Below are 21,481 nucleotides of genomic sequence, written 5' to 3' on the forward strand. Positions count from 1 at the left end.
CCCACCTTATTCCCTTGATTTCCACAAAAAACACAATATCTAGTTTTGCAAAGATAAAAAAAAACTAGATATTGTGGTAATCAGGAAATTATTCTACTATAGTTAAAGTAGTGGAAAAACGCTTTTTACCCGAATAGACAAGTCAGAAAATAACAAGAAAAATATCTCCGGAGAAACCATGTCAGAACTTCTTGAGCCGATAAAAGATGAATCGTACACCAGTCAGCTGGATCTGACGACCAACGCCCCCGGTTTACTGAAAACCATCAAGCGAAACGGCAAGGTCGTCCATTACGACGACAGCAAAATCAAGGTGGCCATCACCAAGGCCTTTATTGCTGAAGAAGGAAGCAATGCTGCCGCGTCCAACCGTATCCACCAGCTTATTGACGACATCACCAAACAGGTTACCCAAACGTTTAAACGACGTATGCCGGGCGGTGGAACCATTCATATCGAGGATATCCAGGATCAGGTTGAACTGGCTTTAATGCGCAGCAGCCAATATAAAGTGGCACGCGGCTATGTCTTATACCGCGAGGAACACCGCAAAGCCCGTGAAGAAAAACTGAAACAACAAGTCAGCGATAGTAAAACACTCTTAATTACCATGCCTGACGGCGAATTAAGACCTCTGGACATGGACAGGGTAAAAACCATTGTTAACGAGGCCTGCCGTGATCTGAGCGGCGTTAAGGCGGAACCGGTTATCAAAGACGCGCTGCGCAACCTTTATAATCAGGCGAAACTGGAAGACGTTCATAAAGCCTTGATCATGTCCGCACGGGCTCTGGTTGAAAAAGAACCCAACTATACCTACGTCAGCGCCCGATTGCTGCTTGACAGTCTCCGTACGGAAGCATTGACCAAGCTGGGCATGCAACCGGAAGCAACGTTTGACGAAATGACCGCACTCTACCCGGATTACTTTAAAGCCTATATTGCACAAGGCATTGAACAAGACATACTCGATTGCAAGCTGGGTGAATTTGACCTGGAGAAACTGGCCAAGGCCCTGCTTCCTGCCAGGGATATGCAGTTTACCTATCTCAGTCTGCAAACCCTCTACGATCGCTATTTTATTCATGAACGTGGTGTTCGATACGAATTACCGCAAGCGTTTTTTATGCGTGTCGCCATGGGACTTGCCATTCGTGAATTAAACCGTGAGGACAAGGCCATTGAATTTTACCGATTACTGTCTTCCTTTGATTACATGGCTTCTACGCCAACCTTGTTTAACTCGGGAACGGTAAGACCACAATTATCCAGTTGCTATTTAACAACCGTGCCTGATCATTTGGACGGCATTTACAGCGCCATCAAGGACAATGCCCTGCTTTCCAAATTCGCGGGTGGGTTAGGCAACGACTGGACGCCTGTTCGCGCCATGGGTTCGCATATCAAAGGCACCAACGGCAAATCCCAGGGCGTTGTTCCCTTCCTGAACGTAGCCGACGCAACCGCGGTCGCGGTCAACCAGGGCGGTAAAAGAAAAGGTGCGGTCTGTGCCTATCTCGAATGCTGGCATCGTGATGTTGAAGAGTTCCTGGAATTACGTAAAAACACTGGTGATGACCGACGACGAACCCATGACATGAACACCGCGCTGTGGATTCCCGATTTATTTATGAAACGGGTACACGAAGAGGGCGAGTGGACACTCTTTTCACCCGATGAAGTGCCTGAATTGCATGATCAATACGGCAAAGCGTTCGATGTCATGTATGTCGATTGTGAAGAAAAAGCGCGTCAGGGCAAAATCAAAAACGTAAAAACCGTATCGGCTCTTAAATTATGGCGAAAAATGTTGTCCATGCTGTTTGAAACCGGACATCCCTGGCTAACCTTCAAGGATCCGTGTAACCTGCGTTCGCCCCAACAACACGCCGGCGTCATTCACAGTTCCAACCTGTGTACTGAAATCACCTTAAATACGTCGCAGGATGAAATCGCCGTCTGTAATCTGGGCAGTATCAATCTACCGGCCCATATCAGCGACGGCAAACTGGATCGGGAAAAATTGAAACACACGATTACTACCGCCGTGCGTATGCTGGATAACGTTATAGACATTAATTATTATTCCGTACCCCAGGCTCGCAATTCCAATCTGCAACACCGTCCGGTCGGCCTTGGTCTGATGGGCTTCCAGGACGCCCTGTACGCACTAAAAATGGATTATGCCTCCCAGGAGGCCGTTGAATTTGCGGATGAATCCATGGAACTTATCAGCTATCACGCGATTGAAGCTTCCTGTGACCTGGCAAAGGAACGCGGCAGTTATTCCAGCTACGAAGGGTCTTTGTGGAGTAAAGGTATTCTGCCTGTCGACTCCATCAACCTTCTGCAACAAAACAGGGATCAATACCTGGAGCAAGACCGTTCACAACGTCTGGATTGGGAAAGTCTGCGTGTCAAGGTTCGCACACAGGGTATGCGCAACTCCAATGTGATGGCCATTGCGCCGACAGCCACGATTTCCAACATTTGCGGTGTGTCTCAATCCATTGAGCCGACGTATCAAAACCTGTATGTGAAATCAAATCTGTCCGGGGAGTTCACTGTGGTTAATCCCTACCTCGTTGCCGATTTAAAGGAGCGTAACCTGTGGGATGAAGTTATGGTCAACGACCTGAAATACTTTAACGGCAGCGTGCAACCCATCAACCGGATCCCGCAGGAATTGAAAGCGCGTTATGCGACCGCTTTTGAAATTGATCCAAGTTGGCTGGTTGAGAGCGGATCCCGTCGTCAGAAATGGATAGATCAGGCTCAATCATTAAACGTCTACATGGCCAAACCGTCCGGCAAGAAACTGGATCAACTGTACAAACACGCCTGGATCCGAGGCTTGAAAACCACCTATTATTTACGCAGTTTAGGTGCCAGTAACGCAGAAAAATCAACCGTCACCGATGGCGCACTCAACGCGGTCAAGATAGAGGAACCAAAAACATGTTCCATACTCGACCCCGATTGCGAAGCCTGCCAATAATAAGAGGAGAATACCATGTCCGTATCACCACAACACATAAGCACAAAAGAACAAATAGGTGCAACAGGTCTGGAAGCGCTGGAAATGGGTGCCGGACGCATTCATGTTGACGACAAGCAAATTATTAATTGCCGCGCGGATTTAAACCAGTTGGTTCCTTTCAAATACACCTGGGCTTGGGATAAATACTTAACCGGCTGTGCCAACCACTGGATGCCGAATGAAATCAACATGAGTGCGGACGTCGCATTATGGAAAGATCCAACCGGGCTAACCGAGGATGAGCGGTTAATTGTGCTTCGTAATCTGGGATTTTTCTCCACAGCGGACTCCCTGGTAGCCAATAACCTGGTTCTGGCCGTTTACCGGCATATTACCAATCCGGAATGCCGCCAATATCTCTTGCGGCAAGCCTTCGAAGAGGCGCTGCATACGCATGCTTATCAATACATTATCGAAAGCCTGGGGCTTGATGAGGCGGCCGTCTTTAATATGTATCGGGAAATTCCGTCTGTGGCGACGAAAGCCGCCTGGGCGCTTCCCTTTACCCAAAGTCTTGGCGATCCGACATTTCGTACCGGCACACCGGAAGATGATCAACGCTTACTGCGCGATTTGATTGCTTTTTATGTCGTTTTCGAAGGCATCTTTTTCTATGTCGGCTTTACCCAAATCCTGTCCATGGGACGACGCAACAAAATGGTGGGTACCTCCGAACAATTCCAGTATATTTTACGTGATGAATCCATGCACATGAATTTCGGCATCGATGTGATAAACCAGATCAAAATTGAAAATCCGCATTTATGGACACCAGCCTTCAAGGATGAAATGATTCAATTAATCAAGGAAGGGGTGAAACTGGAATATCAATACGCCCAAGACACCATGCCACACGGTATTCTGGGCATGAACGCCGATATGTTTGAAGAATATCTCCACTTTATCGCCAACCGACGCATGGCTCAAATAGGTCTGCAGGAACAATATCCCGGCGCGGAAAATCCCTTCCCGTGGATGAGTGAAATGATGGATCTGAAAAAAGAGAAGAATTTCTTTGAAACCCGTGTCATCGAATACCAGGCAGGCGGCACGTTGAACTGGGAAGATGATTGAGATTAATAATGCCGGGTTATCTATAGACAGTCCGGCAAAACAATATCCATATCTATCGGGTTGCCCATTTGGCAGCCCAACCTGAAATGAACGATCAACCCAACTGCCTGGATTAAAATATATTTATTCAACGAAACAACCTGATGGTTGGCAATATTGTATTAATCACACCAAAATACTGCAGGATGTAAATAACAAGCACAATAAGCACCAGGATATTGAGCAGGCTTTTAATAGCGGCAGGCATGGGGATAAAAACATTCACCAGCCACAACCCTATTCCAAACAGGATAATAATAGCAAATAAATTAAGTAGGGCGGTCATGACAACTCCTGTATACCTCTATTTCGGACATTACAACGAAAATGTTACAAATCAACCATCTTATTTAAGTATAGTTTAATCATGGCCCGGTTGTACGAAAATAGTTTTTTCGTACAACCGGGCTTTGCGAACAACTTTTTTCCGGGCGAAAACAAGGCGGCTATTGTTCTACAACAAATCATAGTTTCATGCAGCCTTCATGAAGGCTTTGCCCTGAGTGATCCTGACATATTTTTGTTCAAAATACATATCCCTGTATTTTTAGCAGTGTTCGCCTGATATGACCTATGCTTACCATCCGTTTCCAGCATGAACCCGCTCCCCAACGGCTCGCTTTTGATATCCCTAACGTTTTTTATAGCTATCCCAGACTGAATTTGAACACAAATTTTTCAGATTACCTCGATCTGCCCCCTCTCCCGCGCCAGGAATTTGAGTAGCAGGATGATGCTTTTTGCGGGAGAGGGTTGGGGAGAGGGCGAGGAAAAATCGGTGTTAAGGCAACGAGCCCGCGATTTAAGGAAAAACAGTACGAATGCTGAGAGGCATCTATGGTACTATCTCCGAGCGAATAGGCTTGGATTTAAATTCAAGAGACAAGTACCAATAGGCGACTACATCGTTGATTTTGCCTGTCTTGAAAAACGGCTGATTATCGAGCTTAATGGTGGTCAACACCTGCACAATCAAATTTACGATACGAAGCGTGCTGATTGGCTAAAAACGCATCCCTATTCATAGTTTAGGGACACTGCCTAATTTCATAATAGATACATATAAAACCCCATTGGATGGTGATCTGGTTTTAGTTAGATTTAAAAATGATAATTCTATTTCTCTTGGAGAATTAATTATTGATTCCCCACATTACCATTTAAACGCTGTAATATCAGGTTCTTCTTCGTTAATATTTAATTCTGATATACATGAAATTTTTGGAGTAATAATTTTAACATTGATCTCTATGAATAACACAAAATTTTCGGGCATCATCTAATGATGCTTCTTTTAAATATTCACATTACATAGGGTGTAAAGTAGATTCATGACTCACCCCTATTATATCTTCAGTTAAGGGCTTTAGATAGGTTTAGCCAACTGATCCAAACTTTGACTCATTAATGGTTTTTCATCCTTAGAGGGATTCCGATTGAAAAAGTTAAACATCGTTAGAGTCGTTCTTTTCTCCTCGGGGCTATTGATCATATATACCTTTCCTTTATAGCATCCAACGGGATGTCGACTGTGTTCTTGATCGAACTTCCACGTTTTGAGTGTTTTACCGTTGTTGCCAAGATCAAAGGCTTGCGCCACACCTTGTTCTGAATCATGGGCAAATAATATATCTCCTGAAAGCGCGCAAATGCCATTAACTCGATATAATAGATTATAGGTACGGTCTAATATTGGAAATTTTATAGCCAATGGAAAAATTCTTTGTAATTCTCCGGATTTTAAATCCCATACCAGGATGTTTTGTTTGGTTTGGGCTACTAATACGTTATCGTTGGCTATCAGGGCCACAAAACTATTTCTCTCCCCCAGTTTCGCCATTTCTTTTTTGGACTTTTTATCTACACTTTCAACGAATCTCGATACCTCCGGGACAACCAATTCCACTGGAGAACTTTCTAAATTAAACACGTCAACCACATGGAGAATGCCTGGTAAGATTGTATAAATAAATAAATTTTTGTGAAGTAGCGAAACGGCGTCAGACGGAACTCTCCCTTGTTCGTCACCAAACAAATTGGTATTGACTTTTTTTGGATTATCCTTGCTAAAAGTAGCCACACGAGCTGAAGTTTTATCAAATATACGATCGCTTATATATCCAAATTGACACCCGAAATCCCGGGCTTCCAAAGAAAAAACATCCTTGAAACGGTTTATTGGGTGGGGACCTATTTTACAGACAACCGTGCTTTTAACTTCCTTTTTGGTCACATCACGAATATAGATAGTGTCTTCTGATTTTGTAACCAGGTAAGGGTATGAGAAGGCAATTGCATACATCCTTTCTTTTTCTAAACAAGAGATCGTTTTGATACAGCTATCTTTTTCAAGATCCCAAATCTCAAACTTAATTGAGTGGTCTCTACCTTTCTCAGAGTAAGCAAAGCAAGCTTTTCCTTGTGATTGATCGATCAATACCGAGCCGCCAATTAAATTGCTATGGATTTCTTTTAACTGCCTAGACGGAGCCATAAAATGAGCAAGCCGGTTTTTTTTATTGAAGTAGACTTTCCATGAAGATTCGTCCCCCTTATTAAGGCATAAATCTTGATGATAATATGCTTCTACTTGCTCATACCACCTTTTGGAAACCAAGGACAAGCTCGCTAATTCTTGATGACTAAGATAGGAGAAGATACTAAAAACAATTGCAGAATGTAAAAAATTAACTGGATCGACATAAATGTCGTTTCTTATATCACTTTGTCGAAAATATGAGCGTCGAAAATATGAAAAGAGTTTACGTGGCATTAATTATCTCGCTAGTTTAATCTATTATTTTGTTCTGTTTCACCAAGTCGGTTGCCCCAGAGAGTGTAGATGGCTATCAATACCCACTATAAAATGGCGCAGGGTTTAAGGTAAATCAAAATTCTCACCGGTCACAATCAAGTCCAATTAAAATTATTATGAATAATTTGAGCAAATCAGCCTCAATGTGCAACCGTGGAAGTGATTGACGACAGGCCCTAATTGTCAAATGGGATAAAATACAGGGGCTATTGAAACCGTTACTTATCGCTAATGATTTCGACATCCTTACGATAAGTAAAACAAGCTAACTCCGGAGGCCATTATCCCATAACTGCCCAATAAAAATCTATGTTCCATAGCAATGAGCATTTCCACATCAAAAAGCGTGCACATATGAATGAAAGCCTGGTGATTACACCCTAAAACTCAATCCTGACGAGGCAGTATATTCCTTTTTTTCTCATGAGAGCCTTCATAAGCCTTGATAATTTCATTTCCATGTTTCATATATACAGCATAATAAAAATCGAGTTCGTATTGACAATTAAATCCCTGCTCTCCCTGGCCCAACACGGCCATTGTGATAGCGCATTACATACTGTGCTGTACCTGTTTTTCCTCAACTGCTTGTAACAACGAGATCAAATCACCATTCGCCTTCAGATTTGCCGGACACTTTAATTACTCTAAAACAACACCCACTCTGGCTGAAATACCATCCCTGTCTTGCCTTAAATCGGCTAGAAAAACAAGCGTCGAAAGGGAGTTCCCATGAAACTGATATTATCGTTATGCAGTCTTTTCTTGCTAATCAATAACGGTTTTACAGATACATTACGCGACTTTACCTAGAACGGTATTTTTATTGATACGGGTGAAAAAAATACCATCTAAAAAGTTAAAATACGGTATGGAAATTGACTTTAATCCCCAAAGCCAACGGGAATTACGTTCAGATTTACACGATTTTTGCATGTAAAAAGAGCGAGGCTAGCAAGACTGGGCTGATCATTTTTTCATCAAAAAATTGAAAGGATCTCTGTGAATCACACAGCTAAAGACACATGGTTTTAAAGTGATCCGCTTTTGGAATCATGATATCTTTCAGCACACGCCAACAGTCCTCGACGTCATCATGACTGCTTTAAAGTAAAGCCGTTTGAAGCATCCCGCCTATCGCCATAAACAACTGCTCATCCTTACCATGACGTCCCTTAGGTTTTGGAAGCAACGTTTCTAAACGACACCATATCTCATCGTCAATGACCATCCGTGACATGCCCTCTCCCCAACCCTCATCCCGCGAAAAAACATCATCATACTACTCAAATTCCTGGCGCGGGAGAGGGGGTAAATCGAGGTAATCTGAATTTGATCACAAAAACATAAGCACTTCCATTTTTTGTTCAAAAAAATGTCGGGACTCCTCAGGGCAAAGCCGTATGCGGGATAGCGTTCACTTGCGCTCCCCTGTTCTCCCGGTACCCTATTGAAACATAAAACCCGAAATACGGCCGCAGGCCTCCTTTCGGGTTACTCTCTTTTGAGAAAAAAATTATGCCAGGAAAATTTTGTTCACAAAACCTGCAAATTCATGACGTCCACTACCATTTTGAAATAGATCATTTCAAGCGCCATCATTTAATACAATTTCATTGGCCAAATGAATCGCTGCATCACCAGAAAAACGGAATAAAAAGATATCGAACCTGTCTGGTATATGCCCTGTAATGTTCAGAAAATTCCTTGATTAATACCTGTTCTTCCTTGTAAGTCCGTATTGCTAAAAGGATGATCAATAACCCTGTGACAATCAAACCATACCATGATCCCAGCATCAACGGAGTACTGATAAAAAACAGGAAGGCAGCGGCATACATGGGATGCCGGACGTAACGATACGGACCGGTTGTAATGATTTTATGACCGCGCTCTTTCTGAATTCTTACGACCGGCGACGTATAGGTATTTTCCTTAAAGACCCGATAAATAATATAAAAAGCGGCAAGCAGTCCCAAAGCAGACATTATTTTTAAAACCACAGGAACCGAAGACAGCTGGTATCTAACGGCATCAAGCGCCATAACCGGCAACCATACCACCATCAGACACATAAACACAGCCATGATAACCTTGTCCCAGAGCGGTTGCCGCGCTTGAATTAAAAAGGATAAACGCTCTCGTAACAAGGCCGGATCATGCTTTGCCAGCCAGAATCCTGTTCCTAATCCAAAAGCGGTTTGTAAAAAAAGATAAATCCAGGCACCCGGCCAGGCAAGAGTGCCCGCCGGAACAAAAAGCAGGAGCGCTGAGAAAAAAATCCAGCCAGTCATTTGCAAAAGCAAGCGTGAAATCATTTTTAACCCCAGGCTCCATAACTCAGTGTCAACAAGCGCTAAATTGATAATTCAGATCATTTCATCCAAAGGCGTACCCTGATGAAAAACCATCCGCCATTGCCCTTCTTTCCGGCGCCAGAGAGAGGAACGAAACGCGTGTTGAATCTCTCCGGTATCCTTGTTTTTAATATGGCTCAGGTAAGTCAGCAGAATAACGTCGTCGGTTATAATTTTCACCTGAAAATCACTACCCGTTCGTTCCGACAGGCCGGGACGATTTAGCCATTGAATCACGTCCCGTTTATCATAGGTATGCCCGCTTTGTCCCATTTCCATAAACTCATCGTCAATGAGTGACGCTAGTATGGATCCCGGTTCTTCCTTGGCAATAAGTTGATTTTCATACTGAATGATGCTCTTTAAAATGGCATTGTCCATAAGTATCTTTATTCCACCGTCTATTAACAAGATTGTCTTTACCGAATCATCGCGGTACCTGACAAAAAACCTGTCCTATCCGAGAAGGGCCTGGAATATATCAAGACAAGAAAAACCGCGACCCGCTTTTACTTGGGTTACCCGACCTGGTACTTTTTCCATTTAGTATTGAAAGGTACTGTCATTCCCGCGAAGGCGGGAATCCATCTATCTGGTGGCGCCATGCCATTATAAAAATGGATCCCCGCCTTCGCGGGAATAACACAAAAATAGAGCACAATGTTCAACACCACCTTGCAAAATTACATGGAAACAGTACTAGTCACCAAACGATTGATGTGCCTTGGCAAGTATTGCTTCATAATCAGGTGGGTTTGCAATATCTTCAACTAGTTCCCGATGAATCAGAATATGATTTTTGTCCAGAAGAAACACCGCCCGGGCTAAAAAACCGCCTAATGGCCCATCAGCTATGGTGACACCATAGCTGGCGCCGAAATACCGGTTTTTAATATCCGACAATAAATGGATATTTTCGTAACCCAGTTTGTTGGATATACGTTTCAATGCAAAAGGTGTGTCCATGGATACGCCAAGAATGACAATATCTTTCCCTTTTAATTCCTGATGAAATTTCTCCACCGACGCAAAACAGACACTGGTATCCAGGCTGGGATAAACGTTAATCAATACCGGTTTCGCTGCATAATCAATGGCAAGGCTCCGCGCCTCCAGATTGATATCCGTCAAGACAAAATCCGGTGCCGGTTGATTTAGCTCGGGTAGTTCACCATACGTGTGCATAATGGTGTCGTTACATTTTATCTCACTCATCATTCATTCTCTCTCATGTCCTAACTTTGAATACGAAGCGATATTCGATTACCTAAATCCGGATCATCGTCGTCATGCTTGACAGGTAAGGCATCAATCACTCGGCTTGCCTCTTCGGACTTAATCTGCTGCAATGTTTCTTTAAACTTGGCTTGACTCTCAATAATATGAGGTTTTAATGTGGCGTCAATGGTTGTTGTAGCCAGATGGTGTCCTGGAATATCAAACCCAACCCTTATAGATACCGGTGACGGAGGGGCCAGAACAATCGACGGGCTAACCTTTATACGATTTGTTAAAGCCTGATCAGACATGATAGCATCAATAGCTTTATTCACGTTACCATAATCCGAACCGGCCATGGTGCCTTTTTGCGACGGATAAAACAGCAAGGGATCCAGTGCCGTAGAATCCACGTCCATCTCGGCGAATTGCTCGGCGGTATGATTGTAGTCACCGGCAATATAAAAAGGAATTTCACTGTCTTTTCCCTGTAATTTTTTTACATTATCTATAACTTCCTGTCTCAGATCATGATCACCGCCCGGATGATGCACGGAACCGACAATAAACTCTTTTCCTGTTTTCTTATCCATTAGTTTGCAATAAAGTGCCGGTTTTTTTCCTTCAAAACTGGTTTTCAACGGGTTAGCCGGCGTTTCCTGCTCAACCAATTGAAATTTATCCGCGTTAAAAGCTAAAACAACATTATCCGTTGATTTTCCAGACGGACTTAGATTATGAGTAAGAAAAACCATATTTTCAGGACTGTTTTTAGCGTTCTTGATTAACGTTTCCAGATCGTCAGGTTTCGTGCATTCCTGAAAGGCCAGTATATCCTGAGAAGCCAATTCAGCAACTGCCCTGGAATTTCCGGATAATCTTTTAAACCGGTTGCTCCATTGTAATGCGCCATCGGGCGCTTTGATATGATAAATTAATTCCATGCTTTGCTTGAGAGCAAGTTGATATTCATGAGCATGCAATGCCTTGGAATCCAATAATATATCAACCAACGCTTTTCGCGCATCCTCAACCTGGCCGACTTTGAGCCTGGCTGTTTCAGCATCTCGGGAGAGCGCCCGTCGACTAGGCTGAGCCTCATTGGCAATAAAACCCTCAAGTAACTCTTTGGTCACTTTAATATTGCCATCCTCGGAGTGCTTCAATAAGTATTGCCCCATTTCCGCAAACAAATGATACATGGCGCCGGCATATATATTTTCTTTTCCCGCCATGCGGGTATTTAACGCCTGCTCCAGGTAATCACTCCCGGATATATTCATAAAATTATTAAATAAGTGTTCATCAGCCAGCAAATTCCAACTCAACATTTTTATCGATTGATCGCCAAATGGTAAATCAGCAAGGACAGGCAGGTGATCGGAAACGCTTTGTGGAATCAAACCAAAACGAAAAGCGCTGGATCCATATCTGAAGGCGTGCCCCAACCGATTTTCCAGTTTTGCTGCTACATCGTGGAAGGAAGTGGACATGACGCCCCCCGGATTACTTATTAAACATTTTGTGTAATACGATAATTGTAGGACATAATTGAACTATTTTATTCGGACAGACGAATTAAACAATTTAGGGATTAATAGTAATCCTGTCACTGCAATTATCAGAACAATAATTGTCATATATTCCCATGATTCCAGAACCAATCCCAAAGTCATGCCAACAGCAGGAGGATGATCAATATTGCAACGATGAAAAATAATAATAACAGTGACTACCGCCATGACTGCCAGGCATTGAAAATGTAATGGCAAATGGGGTTGAATATGGGGTTGAAAAAAAACTATTATTTTTTGAAAGATAAACCCGATTAAAATAGCAATCAGGTAACCAAAAATAATATTTTTAGGCGATGAAGAAGATCCTGCGGGATGTGTTATTAAAATAAAAATACTGGAGGCAATGGAACCCAATCCAATCAAACCAAACAAGGGAGGCCTGGAAAAATAATCTATTGCAACCACCGTATAAAGCAGCAATCCAAAGATATAAAACAATGCTAAAATTCGATGTAATTTCATTGATGTTAACATTTCCTGGATTTTCTATAAGAGTTTCGGGCGCATTTGCAGTCATGACATGACATATCAACCGATCCTGAAAAAGAGACTTTTTAAGGGGAAGGTAAATTTGCCGTAATTGAAGTCACAACTTTATTTGTAAAATACACTTTATATATAAAATCTTCAGAAGACGGATGATAAGTCCATACCTCTGTCAGAAAAGGAGCCGCACCATATTTCACCCCTTCCGAGTTGTATAAATTCTGTTCGGTGCCAAGTGTTTTTTTAGCGTCAGGCGAACCACATTTACTTAATACCATTTTTTGCGTATCACCGTCATAGACTAGCTGCCCGTTGCATCGCAGAGCCCAGCAATAATGTACATTGAATAGCAACAATATAAATACAGTGACTATTTTCATATCAGCAAGATAATCATCAAATACATTAAAATATAGTATTGTTTGAATCGGGTTGCACGTTCAAATACCCACTCAGCCACGATTTCGGCCAACTCAAAACCCAAACCTGTAACAATTCCTTCATTATTGATTTTTCGATGATTTCAGCAAGTCTCTTATTTCCATCAATATCGCTTCCTGCCGGCTTGGAGATTCCGGTTTTTCCTCTTTCTTGCGCTGCAGAATATTAATGAATTTCACGGCAAGAAAAATCGCAAAGGCGATAATAATGAAATCAATGATTGATTGCAGAAACTCACCCCATTTCACAACGGCATGACCGATTTTAATCGACTTGTCAGTGATATTGATACCGCCCAGAAGCAGACCAATCGCAGGCATAATGATGCCATCTACCAGCGACGATACGATTTTGCCAAACGCGGTACCGATGACAACGGCAACCGCGAGATCAACCACATTACCGCGTATGGCGAATTGTTTGAATTCACTGATAATGCCCACAACAAGCTCCTTTTATTGTTCATAAAAACGGATGGTTGCCTCTTTGTGAAACATTCCACCGAGCTACTTTGTTTGGGTAGCCTGCGTGTAACACGGAAAAAGGCGTATCATGTCCATATACGCATTACGCTGCATTTTATACGGGCTATCATTGGATACCATGCTAATTGTGCTTTTCTATAACGGATTGCGCAACCATATCGCGTATCTCTTGCAAGCGTTTCTCAAGGGATTCGGGGACTTCCCCACCGCCTTGCGCCATATCATCCCGGCCACCGCCTTTGCCACAGAGATGTTTCACCAAATCGCCAGCCCTGGGTACCTTGCCGATCAGATTTTTACTGATGCCGGCTACCACGTTCATCTTGTTGTGATCGGTTGCATACAAAAGAATAACCGCGTTTTCCAGTTTGGACTTCAACTGATCCAGGGTTGTGCGCAACACCTGGCTATCGGCGTTTTCCAGCGACTTCATAACCAGATTAATGTCGCCTATCTGCTCCACGTCGGCCAGCAAATCGTCACCGGATTTCGCCGCCAGTTTTGCTTGCAGACGATTTATTTCTTTCTCCTGACGTTTGCTTTCCTGCAACATCAGCGACAACTTGTCAGCGGCTTCCGCAGGCGAGGTTTTCAATTTTTTAGCCACGCTATCCAGAATACCCAATTGCTGATTAACCCAATCCAGTGCATAGGATCCGGTTACCATCTCCAGACGTCGAACGCCGCTGGCAATACCGTATTCGGCAATAATTTTGAACAGTCCAATATCACCGGTGCGTCCGGCATGTGTACCACCGCATAACTCCATGGAAAAATCACCCAGGGAAAGAACCCGCACCTCATCGCTGTATTTTTCGCCGAACAAAGCCACCGCGCCGCTCTTTTTCGCCTCATCCAGCGTCATGATACGGGTGATCGCCTCGTCGTTTTCGCGAATTTTATCGTTGACCAGTGTTTCGATTCGTCTGATCTGTTCGGCACTCAGCGCCTCGTGGTGGGAGAAGTCAAAACGGGCGCGTTCCGCATCCACCAGCGATCCCTTTTGCTGAACATGCGAACCTACGATTTGTTTTAGCGCGGCGTGCAGCAAATGGGTCGCGGTATGATTCAAACGAATGGCAGCGCGCCTTTTTGAATCCACCTCGGCGTCCACCGCATCGCCAACTTTCATTGTTCCTTTGATCATGCGGCCATGATGCACAATAGCCTGTCCCACGCGCTGGGTGTCATGAACCTGAAATAGCGCGTCACCATGTTTTATGACTCCCCTGTCACCAACCTGACCGCCGCTTTCCGCATAAAACGGGGTCGCTTCAAGAACAATCGAACCATGGATGCCTTCCGTTAATTCACCAGACGGTTTGCCGTCTCCAAGCATCGTGGAAACGCTACTGCTCATACGCTCCGTCTCATAGCCATGAAACTCGGAAGACTGATCCAGTTTGGGGGCTTCGAAATAATCCATACCAAACTGACTGGCTGATTGTGACAATTCGCGCTGTTGCCGCATGCCCTGTTCAAAACCTTCCCTGTCTACCTGTAACCCTTGTTCCCGGGCAATATCCTCGGTCAAATCCAGTGGAAAACCATACGTATCATAGAGTTTGAACGCGACATCACCGGGAATAATTTTTCCGCTCAAATCCTGGATTTGCTCCTGCAACAAACGCAGCCCTTGCTCCAGCGTGCGGGCGAACTGGTTTTCTTCCTGCGTCAGGATCCGCTCGATCTGTTCTTTATGCGACGTCAGTTCCGGATAGGCGTCTCCCATGACATCAATCAACGGTTGCACCAGTCTGGCAAAGAAAGGCGTTGGCAGCCCGAGCTTGTTGCCATGACGGACAGCGCGGCGAATAACACGCCGAAGGACATAACCGCGTCCTTCATTACCTGGCAAAACCCCATCGACAATCAGAAACGAACAGGCGCGAATATGATCGGCAATGACTTTCAATGAGGGATGGTGAGGCGAAATATCGTTGGAACGGGGCGCCAGCTTCAGAGTAGAATGAATCAAATGCTGGAACATATCGATGTCGTAATTATTATGGACTCCCTGCACCACGGCGGCTATTCGCTCAAGCCCCATACCGGTATCCACCGACGGTTTGGGCAGCGGATGTAAAACGCCCTGCTTGTCGCGATTATACTGCATGAACACCAGGTTCCATATTTCAATGTAACGATCGCCGTCCTCATCCGGGCTTCCCGGCGGCCCGCCAGCAACGGATGGCCCGTGATCGTAAAAAATCTCCGTACAGGGTCCGCAAGGGCCGGTATCCCCCATAGACCAGAAGTTATCTTTTTCACCACAGCGGGAAAAGCGATCTTTCGACACCCCCATTTCCTGCAACCAGATATCGGCCGCTTCATCATCGTCGGTGTATACCGTCACCCATAATTTTTCCACGGGAATATTCAACACCCCGGTTAAAAATTCCCAGGCGAATTGAATGGCTTCCCGTTTAAAATAATCGCCAAAACTGAAATTGCCCAGCATTTCAAAAAACGTATGGTGCCTGGCGGTATAACCCACATTTTCCAGATCATTATGCTTGCCGCCCGCCCGCACACAGCGTTGTGAACTCACTGCCCGGTTATAGGAACGCGGTTCCAGACCAAGAAAAGTGTCTTTAAACTGGACCATGCCCGCGTTGGTAAACAACAAAGTCGGATCATTAACCGGCACCAGGGAACTCGATTCAACCACCTGATGCCCTCGTTCGGCAAAATAATCAAAAAACGCTTGTCTAATTTCAGAACTTTTCATGGTCTCACAACTGTAGTAAAAATCATTCAAAAACACTGGCGATGATATCATTAGGAAAACCGCGATACAGTAAAAAACGTCGTTGTTTTTGCAACTCGGTAAACGATAATTCAGACGACGGTTTAAATTTCTTCTGCCAAACGGCCCTGGCATGCGACAACCAGTTGTCTTTTTCCGTCGCCAGCACGTCCTCTATCACATCACTGCCGACCTGTTTGCTCTGTAACTCCTGCCGGATTCTGACAGGACCATACCCCTGATTGATACGTGCACGACATAACTGTTGTGCAAAACGCAGATCACTTTGCAGAGCCAACCGTTGGCACTCGGAAAGTACGGCAACCGCCTCGTTTTTGTCATAGCCTTTGTGTATTAATTTTTCAACCAATTCCACCGCACCATGCTCACGCCTGGCGAGCAGGCGAAAAGCACAGTCCAACGCCTTAGTCATCTATGCTCTCGGCCATCTCTTCCTGGCTGACCTGGCTAACCGATGATAATTTTTTATCCAGAAGTTCGGCCCGAATTTGCTTCTCCAGCGTCGCCGTAATTTCCGGATGTTCCTTTAAGTATAGCCGTACGTTGTCTTTACCCTGACCGATTTTCTCTTGCTGATAACTGTACCAGGCACCTGATTTTTCTATCAATCCCAATTGCGTACCCAGATTGATGACTTCACTTTCCCGGGAAATACCTTCATTGTAAAGGATGTCAAAATCGGTGGTTCTAAAGGGCGGCGCCACCTTGTTTTTAACCACTTTGACACGCGTTTCACTACCGAGTATCTCATCACCTTTCTTAATGGAACCGACACGACGGATGTCAAGACGGACGGAAGCGTAGAATTTCAGCGCGTTTCCACCTGTTGTCGTTTCCGGATTGCCGAACATGACGCCAATTTTCATGCGAATCTGGTTAATAAAGATAACCAGCGTATTGGATCGTTTGATATTAGCCGTCAGCTTACGCAGTGCCTGTGACATCAATCGAGCCTGTAAACCGACATGGGTATCCCCCATTTCCCCTTCAATTTCAGCCTTGGGAGTCAACGCGGCAACCGAGTCAATAATAATGACATCCACGGCTGCTGAACGAACCAGCATATCGGTGATTTCAAGCGCTTGCTCTCCGGTATCCGGCTGGGAAACCAGCAATTCATCCACGTTGACGCCCAATTTGGCGGCGTAACCGGGATCAAGCGCATGTTCCGCATCAACGAAAGCGGCGGTGCCGCCCATTTTCTGACACTCGGCAATGACCTGCAAGGTCAATGTCGTTTTACCGGATGATTCCGGGCCATAAATTTCCACGACACGCCCTTTGGGCAGCCCGCCTATGCCTAACGCGATATCCAGCCCGAGCGAACCGGTTGAAATGGCTTCAATATCGCGTTGGGCCGTGCTGTCACCCATGCGCATTACCGAACCCTTGCCAAACTGGCGCTCAATTTGAGCGAGTGCGGCACTTAACGCCTTTTGTCTGTTGTCTTCCATAATGTCATTCACCTAGTATGCAAAGCGCAAATTATCACACAGATATGAGCCCGCAGCAAACCCGCAATCCAGGGCTTGTTGCCGGGTCAGCGGGATTCATTCAACAGGGAAATCATGCCTTGCAAGGCGTCGATACATGACCATTGACGTATTTGCTCACGTGAGGAGGAGGGTGGGAAAGAACGGTACTGTGAGCGAAGCGGCATGTCACGTCCGGTAAAGGCGAAACAGACCGTACCGACAGGTTTGTCGAGGGTTCCGCCATCGGGACCGGCCACGCCCGTAACAGACAGGGCAACATCCGCGCGGCTATGGTGCAAGGCACCCGTTGCCATCGCTTCGGCGACAGGAATACTCACCGCGCCATGGCTTTGAATCAAGTGCTTGTCAACACCAAGCATTTCCTGTTTTGCCGCGTTACTGTAGGTTACAAAACCACGTTCAAACCAGACGGAACTTCCCGGTAATTCCGTCAATAACGACGCAATCATACCGCCTGTGCAGGATTCGGCTGTTGTAATCATAAGATTCATGGCCAGCAATTTCCGGGTTAACTCGGGCAGTAAATGCCGCAAGGAATTCATGACCGACTCCAGGTGATTAAAAAAACCCCGTTTTTTACGCGGGGCTTAAATATCATAATGACAGGAAATATTATTCAGGCTGGCTATTATCCTGAACGGCATTATTACCGGCAGGGGTCGCTGAATTGCTACCGGGCTGAGTCGCAGGTTGTCCGGGTTGAGCCGGTTGGCCGTTAGATTGTTCTACCGTGGTCGCGGCATTGTCTTCCGCCTTCTTTTCCGCACTATCGCAGGCATACAGGAAAAGCGTCATTAAACCAGCCATAGCTGCAAGAGCAAAACGTTTCATACCTATCCCTCCTTGGTTGAGCATTTTTTAAAAACATCACAGGGCTTGTTAACATTTCATCCCATAGCGCCAATTAGCCGCATTTTCGCTTCACATTATGAAATGTTAACAAGCCCTAACATAGTCTAGCAAAAAAGTTGTTGCGTGTATAAGAAAATAAGGAAATCCCTTGAATAACAACATAAAAAACACCCCTGGAGCGGAAAGGAGCTTGCCTCTTGTGCTGACTTGACTACGGGCATTTGCTAGAATGGCCGATATTTACAGGTCGCGTGGAGTCCTATGTCTGCTAACCACACACCGATGATGCAGCAATATTTACGCATCAAATCCGATTATCCCGACATGCTCCTGCTCTATCGCATGGGTGATTTTTATGAACTGTTCTACGACGACGCGAAACGGGCCGCCCTGCTGCTTGATCTGACCTTGACCCACCGCGGCCAGTCTGCCGACAAACCCATACCCATGGCCGGTGTTCCCTACCATGCCATTGAGAATTATCTCGCCCGCTTGCTAAAAAAGGGGGAATCGGTCGCGATTTGCGAGCAAATCGGCGATCCGGCGACAAGCAAGGGGCCTGTTGAGCGCCAGGTCACCCGAATCATCACACCGGGCACGGTCACCGATGACGCGTTGCTGGACGCAAAGCGTGACACATTACTGCTGGCCATACACCGGCAAAAATCCCTGTACGGTTTGGCCTGGGTTGATCTAAGCGGCGGGCGATTTCATTTGTTGCAGGTGGCAGACGAGCCGCAACTCCATGCCGCTCTTTGCCGCCTGCAACCGGCGGAAATACTGCTTTCCGAGCAATTTAGCCTGACCGGGCTGAATAATCGGTACACCACAAAAACCAGACCCGCCTGGGAATTTGATCCTCACCATGCCCAACGCTTGTTGCGTGACCAGTTTGCCGTCAGCCATCTGGCCGGTCTCGGCGGCCAGGAATACGAAGCGGCCTATCCGGCAGCCGGTTGCCTGCTGGCTTATTTGCAAACGACACAAAAACAGACATTACCCCACTTAAAACATCTGACTCTGGAAAAAGACGACGATTATCTGCAGATTGACGCCTCCACACAAAAACATCTGGAATTATTTGAAAATTATCAGGGGCTGCGGGACAATACCTTGCTGGATATTATCGATCATACCGCAAACCCTATGGGAAGCCGCCTGTTAAAACGGTGGCTGGGCAGACCCTTAAGCCAACACGATCGGATCAGGTATCGACAGGATGCGGTGATGGAGCTGATCCAGAAAAAGCTGGATTCGCCCCTCCAGTCTATATTGCGTCAATTAAGCGATGTGGAACGAATAGCCGGACGAATCGCCCTGAAATCGGCACGGCCGCGTGATTTAACGCAACTAAGACAGACTCTGGCATTGCTGCCTTCCCTTCTTAAAACCATTGACGGCAACCAGACCACGTTACTCCGCCAGCTTGCAACCCATATCGCCCCCCAGCCTGTTCTGCTGGACTTGCTCACCAGAGCGCTTGTTGACAACCCACCCATGCTCATTCGTGACGGCGGTGTGATTGCCGGTGGCTTTGATGAGGAACTCGATGAACTGCGAGCCTTAAGTGAACATGCCAATGACAAACTGGCTGAACTGGAAAACCGGGAAAAACAACGTACCGGCCTGTCGTCGCTGAAATTCGGCTACAATCGTGTTCAAGGTTATTATATTGAATTATCGCGCGGCCAGTCTGATAAAGCGCCAGACCATTACCAACGCAAACAGACCCTGAAAAACGTGGAACGCTATATTACACCGGAGTTAAAAGAGTTCGAGGAAAAAGTACTTTCAGCCCAGGTCAAGGCGCTGGCCCGTGAGAAATGGCTGTATGAAAACCTGTTGCAGGACGCGTTGCAATACCTCCCCGCCCTTTCCGAGCTGGCAGAAGGCATTGCTCAACTGGATGTCCTGACCAATTTTGCCGAACGTGCCCAAAGCTTGGACTGGCGCCGCCCTGATATGGTTGATGAAGACAAAATCGAGATTATCGCCGGACGCCACCCTGTCGTCGAGCAGGTTCTGCAAGAACAATTTATTCCGAATGATTTGACGCTTAATCAACAACAGGCCCTGATCCTGATTACCGGCCCCAATATGGGCGGCAAATCAACCTTTATGAGGCAGAGCGCCCTGATTGTCCTTCTTGCCCATATGGGCAGCTTTGTTCCCGCCCGTGAAGCGCGCATCGGCCACATCGATAAAATATTTACCCGTATCGGCGCCAGCGACGATCTGGCGTCCGGACGCTCCACGTTCATGGTCGAGATGACTGAAACAGCCCATATCCTCAGACAAGCCACAGCGAAGAGCCTGGTTCTCATCGATGAAATCGGCAGGGGCACCAGCACTTATGACGGCATGGCTTTAGCCTATGCCACATGCGCCTATCTGGCCGGCCATACAAGAGCCTACACGTTGTTTTCCACTCATTATTTTGAATTAACCGGTCTGCCCCGCCAATTCCCCAACATTCAAAACAAGCATTTGCAAGCCACTCTAACGGATGGTCGCATCGTATTTTTATATCGTGTCGAGGAGGGTCCGACTAACCGCAGTTATGGACTGGAGGTCGCGCAATTGGCCGGGATCCCGAATGAAGTCCTGTCCCTGGCAACCCGCTACCTCACCCGGGCATCCGGATCAATAAACGAAACGCCGGCACCGGCACCGGCGATAACGACCAAATCACCCGTTCAAGCATTGCTGGCCGCCATAGATCCGGATCAGTTATCCGCACGCGAGGCACTGGATCTGGTTTATAAACTCAAAGCCATGGAAACCGAACATGCTCCCGATTAAAATTAGCCGATCGCCGGACTTCAGGATTC

At 45.8% G+C, this 21,481-nt stretch carries 20 protein-coding genes; 5 read left to right on the forward strand and 15 right to left on the reverse strand.

Annotated features, from left to right (window positions below):
• Window positions 1-178 precede the first annotated feature (178 nt).
• Together CKW05_RS10135 and CKW05_RS10140 are read left to right on the forward strand one after the other, a co-directional pair.
• Window positions 179-2,998, forward strand: coding sequence for a ribonucleoside-diphosphate reductase subunit alpha (locus CKW05_RS10135; RefSeq protein ID WP_058482416.1), 2,820 nt, complete (start codon window positions 179-181; stop codon window positions 2,996-2,998).
• 15 nt (window positions 2,999-3,013) lie between these two features.
• A complete protein-coding gene (locus CKW05_RS10140) occupies window positions 3,014-4,114 on the forward strand; it encodes a ribonucleotide-diphosphate reductase subunit beta (protein WP_058482415.1) in 1,101 nt (366 codons plus the stop codon).
• Between the two features lie 127 nt (window positions 4,115-4,241).
• On the opposite strand, the gene CKW05_RS10145 is transcribed toward CKW05_RS10140, so the two are convergent.
• Entirely contained in the window at window positions 4,242-4,439 is a 198-nt protein-coding gene (locus CKW05_RS10145; RefSeq protein WP_058482414.1) for a Thivi_2564 family membrane protein, read from the reverse strand.
• 444 nt (window positions 4,440-4,883) lie between these two features.
• Between CKW05_RS10145 and CKW05_RS10155 the strand changes: the two genes are divergently transcribed.
• Window positions 4,884-5,180 (forward strand): endonuclease domain-containing protein, encoded by a 297-nt coding sequence (locus CKW05_RS10155; RefSeq protein WP_231950440.1) that lies wholly within the window; start codon window positions 4,884-4,886, stop codon window positions 5,178-5,180.
• A gap of 339 nt (window positions 5,181-5,519) precedes the next feature.
• Here CKW05_RS10155 and CKW05_RS10160 read toward each other — a convergent pair whose 3' ends face one another.
• Window positions 5,520-6,926: an F-box-like domain-containing protein gene (locus CKW05_RS10160; RefSeq protein WP_082642715.1), complete on the reverse strand. Its 1,407-nt coding sequence runs from the start codon at window positions 6,924-6,926 to the stop codon at window positions 5,520-5,522.
• 1,078 nt (window positions 6,927-8,004) lie between these two features.
• On the opposite strand from CKW05_RS10160, the gene CKW05_RS10165 reads away from it, so the two are divergent.
• The gene (locus CKW05_RS10165) at window positions 8,005-8,082 is read left to right on the forward strand and encodes a hypothetical protein (protein ID WP_231950757.1); all 78 of its coding nucleotides are present in this window, start codon (window positions 8,005-8,007) and stop codon (window positions 8,080-8,082) included.
• Here CKW05_RS10165 and CKW05_RS15595 read toward each other — a convergent pair.
• The 13 genes from CKW05_RS15595 to CKW05_RS10225 all read right to left on the reverse strand — a co-directional run bounded on the left by CKW05_RS15595 (window position 8,074) and on the right by CKW05_RS10225 (window position 18,629).
• The gene (locus tag CKW05_RS15595; RefSeq protein WP_269457745.1) at window positions 8,074-8,208 is read right to left on the reverse strand and encodes a hypothetical protein; all 135 of its coding nucleotides are present in this window, start codon (window positions 8,206-8,208) and stop codon (window positions 8,074-8,076) included. The two genes, CKW05_RS10165 and CKW05_RS15595, sit on opposite strands and share 9 nt — an antisense overlap.
• 397 nt (window positions 8,209-8,605) lie before the next feature.
• Window positions 8,606-9,286 (reverse strand): methyltransferase family protein, encoded by a 681-nt coding sequence (locus CKW05_RS10170; protein WP_065238362.1) that lies wholly within the window; start codon window positions 9,284-9,286, stop codon window positions 8,606-8,608.
• Window positions 9,287-9,337: 51 nt separating this feature from the next.
• Complete coding sequence (locus CKW05_RS10175; RefSeq protein WP_058482410.1) at window positions 9,338-9,706, reverse strand: nuclear transport factor 2 family protein; 369 nt, start codon at window positions 9,704-9,706, stop codon at window positions 9,338-9,340.
• A 318-nt stretch (window positions 9,707-10,024) separates the two neighbouring features.
• Window positions 10,025-10,543 carry a thiol peroxidase gene (gene tpx, locus CKW05_RS10180; protein WP_058482409.1) on the reverse strand — a complete coding sequence of 173 codons (519 nt, stop codon included), beginning with the start codon at window positions 10,541-10,543 and terminating at the stop codon, window positions 10,025-10,027.
• A gap of 17 nt (window positions 10,544-10,560) precedes the next feature.
• Window positions 10,561-12,036 carry an exonuclease/endonuclease/phosphatase family protein gene (locus CKW05_RS10185; RefSeq protein WP_058482408.1) on the reverse strand — a complete coding sequence of 492 codons (1,476 nt, stop codon included), beginning with the start codon at window positions 12,034-12,036 and terminating at the stop codon, window positions 10,561-10,563.
• Between the two features lie 63 nt (window positions 12,037-12,099).
• Entirely contained in the window at window positions 12,100-12,582 is a 483-nt protein-coding gene (locus CKW05_RS10190; RefSeq protein ID WP_058482407.1) for an HPP family protein, read from the reverse strand.
• A gap of 92 nt (window positions 12,583-12,674) precedes the next feature.
• A complete protein-coding gene (locus tag CKW05_RS10195; protein ID WP_231950441.1) occupies window positions 12,675-12,884 on the reverse strand; it encodes a DUF2845 domain-containing protein in 210 nt (69 codons plus the stop codon).
• Window positions 12,885-13,109: 225 nt separating this feature from the next.
• Entirely contained in the window at window positions 13,110-13,490 is a 381-nt protein-coding gene (mscL, locus tag CKW05_RS10200) for a large-conductance mechanosensitive channel protein MscL (RefSeq protein ID WP_058482405.1), read from the reverse strand.
• A 163-nt stretch (window positions 13,491-13,653) separates the two neighbouring features.
• Complete coding sequence (gene alaS / locus CKW05_RS10205) at window positions 13,654-16,263, reverse strand: alanine--tRNA ligase (protein ID WP_058482463.1); 2,610 nt, start codon at window positions 16,261-16,263, stop codon at window positions 13,654-13,656.
• A 22-nt stretch (window positions 16,264-16,285) separates the two neighbouring features.
• Window positions 16,286-16,714, reverse strand: a complete 429-nt coding sequence (gene recX, locus CKW05_RS10210; RefSeq protein ID WP_058482404.1) for a recombination regulator RecX — start codon at window positions 16,712-16,714, stop codon at window positions 16,286-16,288.
• The gene (recA, locus tag CKW05_RS10215) at window positions 16,707-17,756 is read right to left on the reverse strand and encodes a recombinase RecA (protein ID WP_058482403.1); all 1,050 of its coding nucleotides are present in this window, start codon (window positions 17,754-17,756) and stop codon (window positions 16,707-16,709) included. Before recA ends, recX begins: the two co-directional genes overlap by 8 nt.
• 86 nt (window positions 17,757-17,842) lie before the next feature.
• Complete coding sequence (locus tag CKW05_RS10220; protein WP_058482402.1) at window positions 17,843-18,340, reverse strand: CinA family protein; 498 nt, start codon at window positions 18,338-18,340, stop codon at window positions 17,843-17,845.
• 70 nt (window positions 18,341-18,410) lie between these two features.
• On the reverse strand, window positions 18,411-18,629 hold the full coding sequence (locus CKW05_RS10225; RefSeq protein WP_058482401.1) for a hypothetical protein: 219 nt from the start codon (window positions 18,627-18,629) through the stop codon (window positions 18,411-18,413).
• A 282-nt stretch (window positions 18,630-18,911) separates the two neighbouring features.
• Here CKW05_RS10225 and mutS point away from each other — a divergent pair, with 282 nt between their 5' ends.
• Window positions 18,912-21,452 (forward strand): DNA mismatch repair protein MutS, encoded by a 2,541-nt coding sequence (mutS, locus tag CKW05_RS10230; protein WP_058482400.1) that lies wholly within the window; start codon window positions 18,912-18,914, stop codon window positions 21,450-21,452.
• Window positions 21,453-21,481 lie beyond the last annotated feature (29 nt).

This window comes from Legionella spiritensis, assembly GCF_900186965.1.
Lineage (GTDB): Bacteria > Pseudomonadota > Gammaproteobacteria > Legionellales > Legionellaceae > Legionella_C > Legionella_C spiritensis.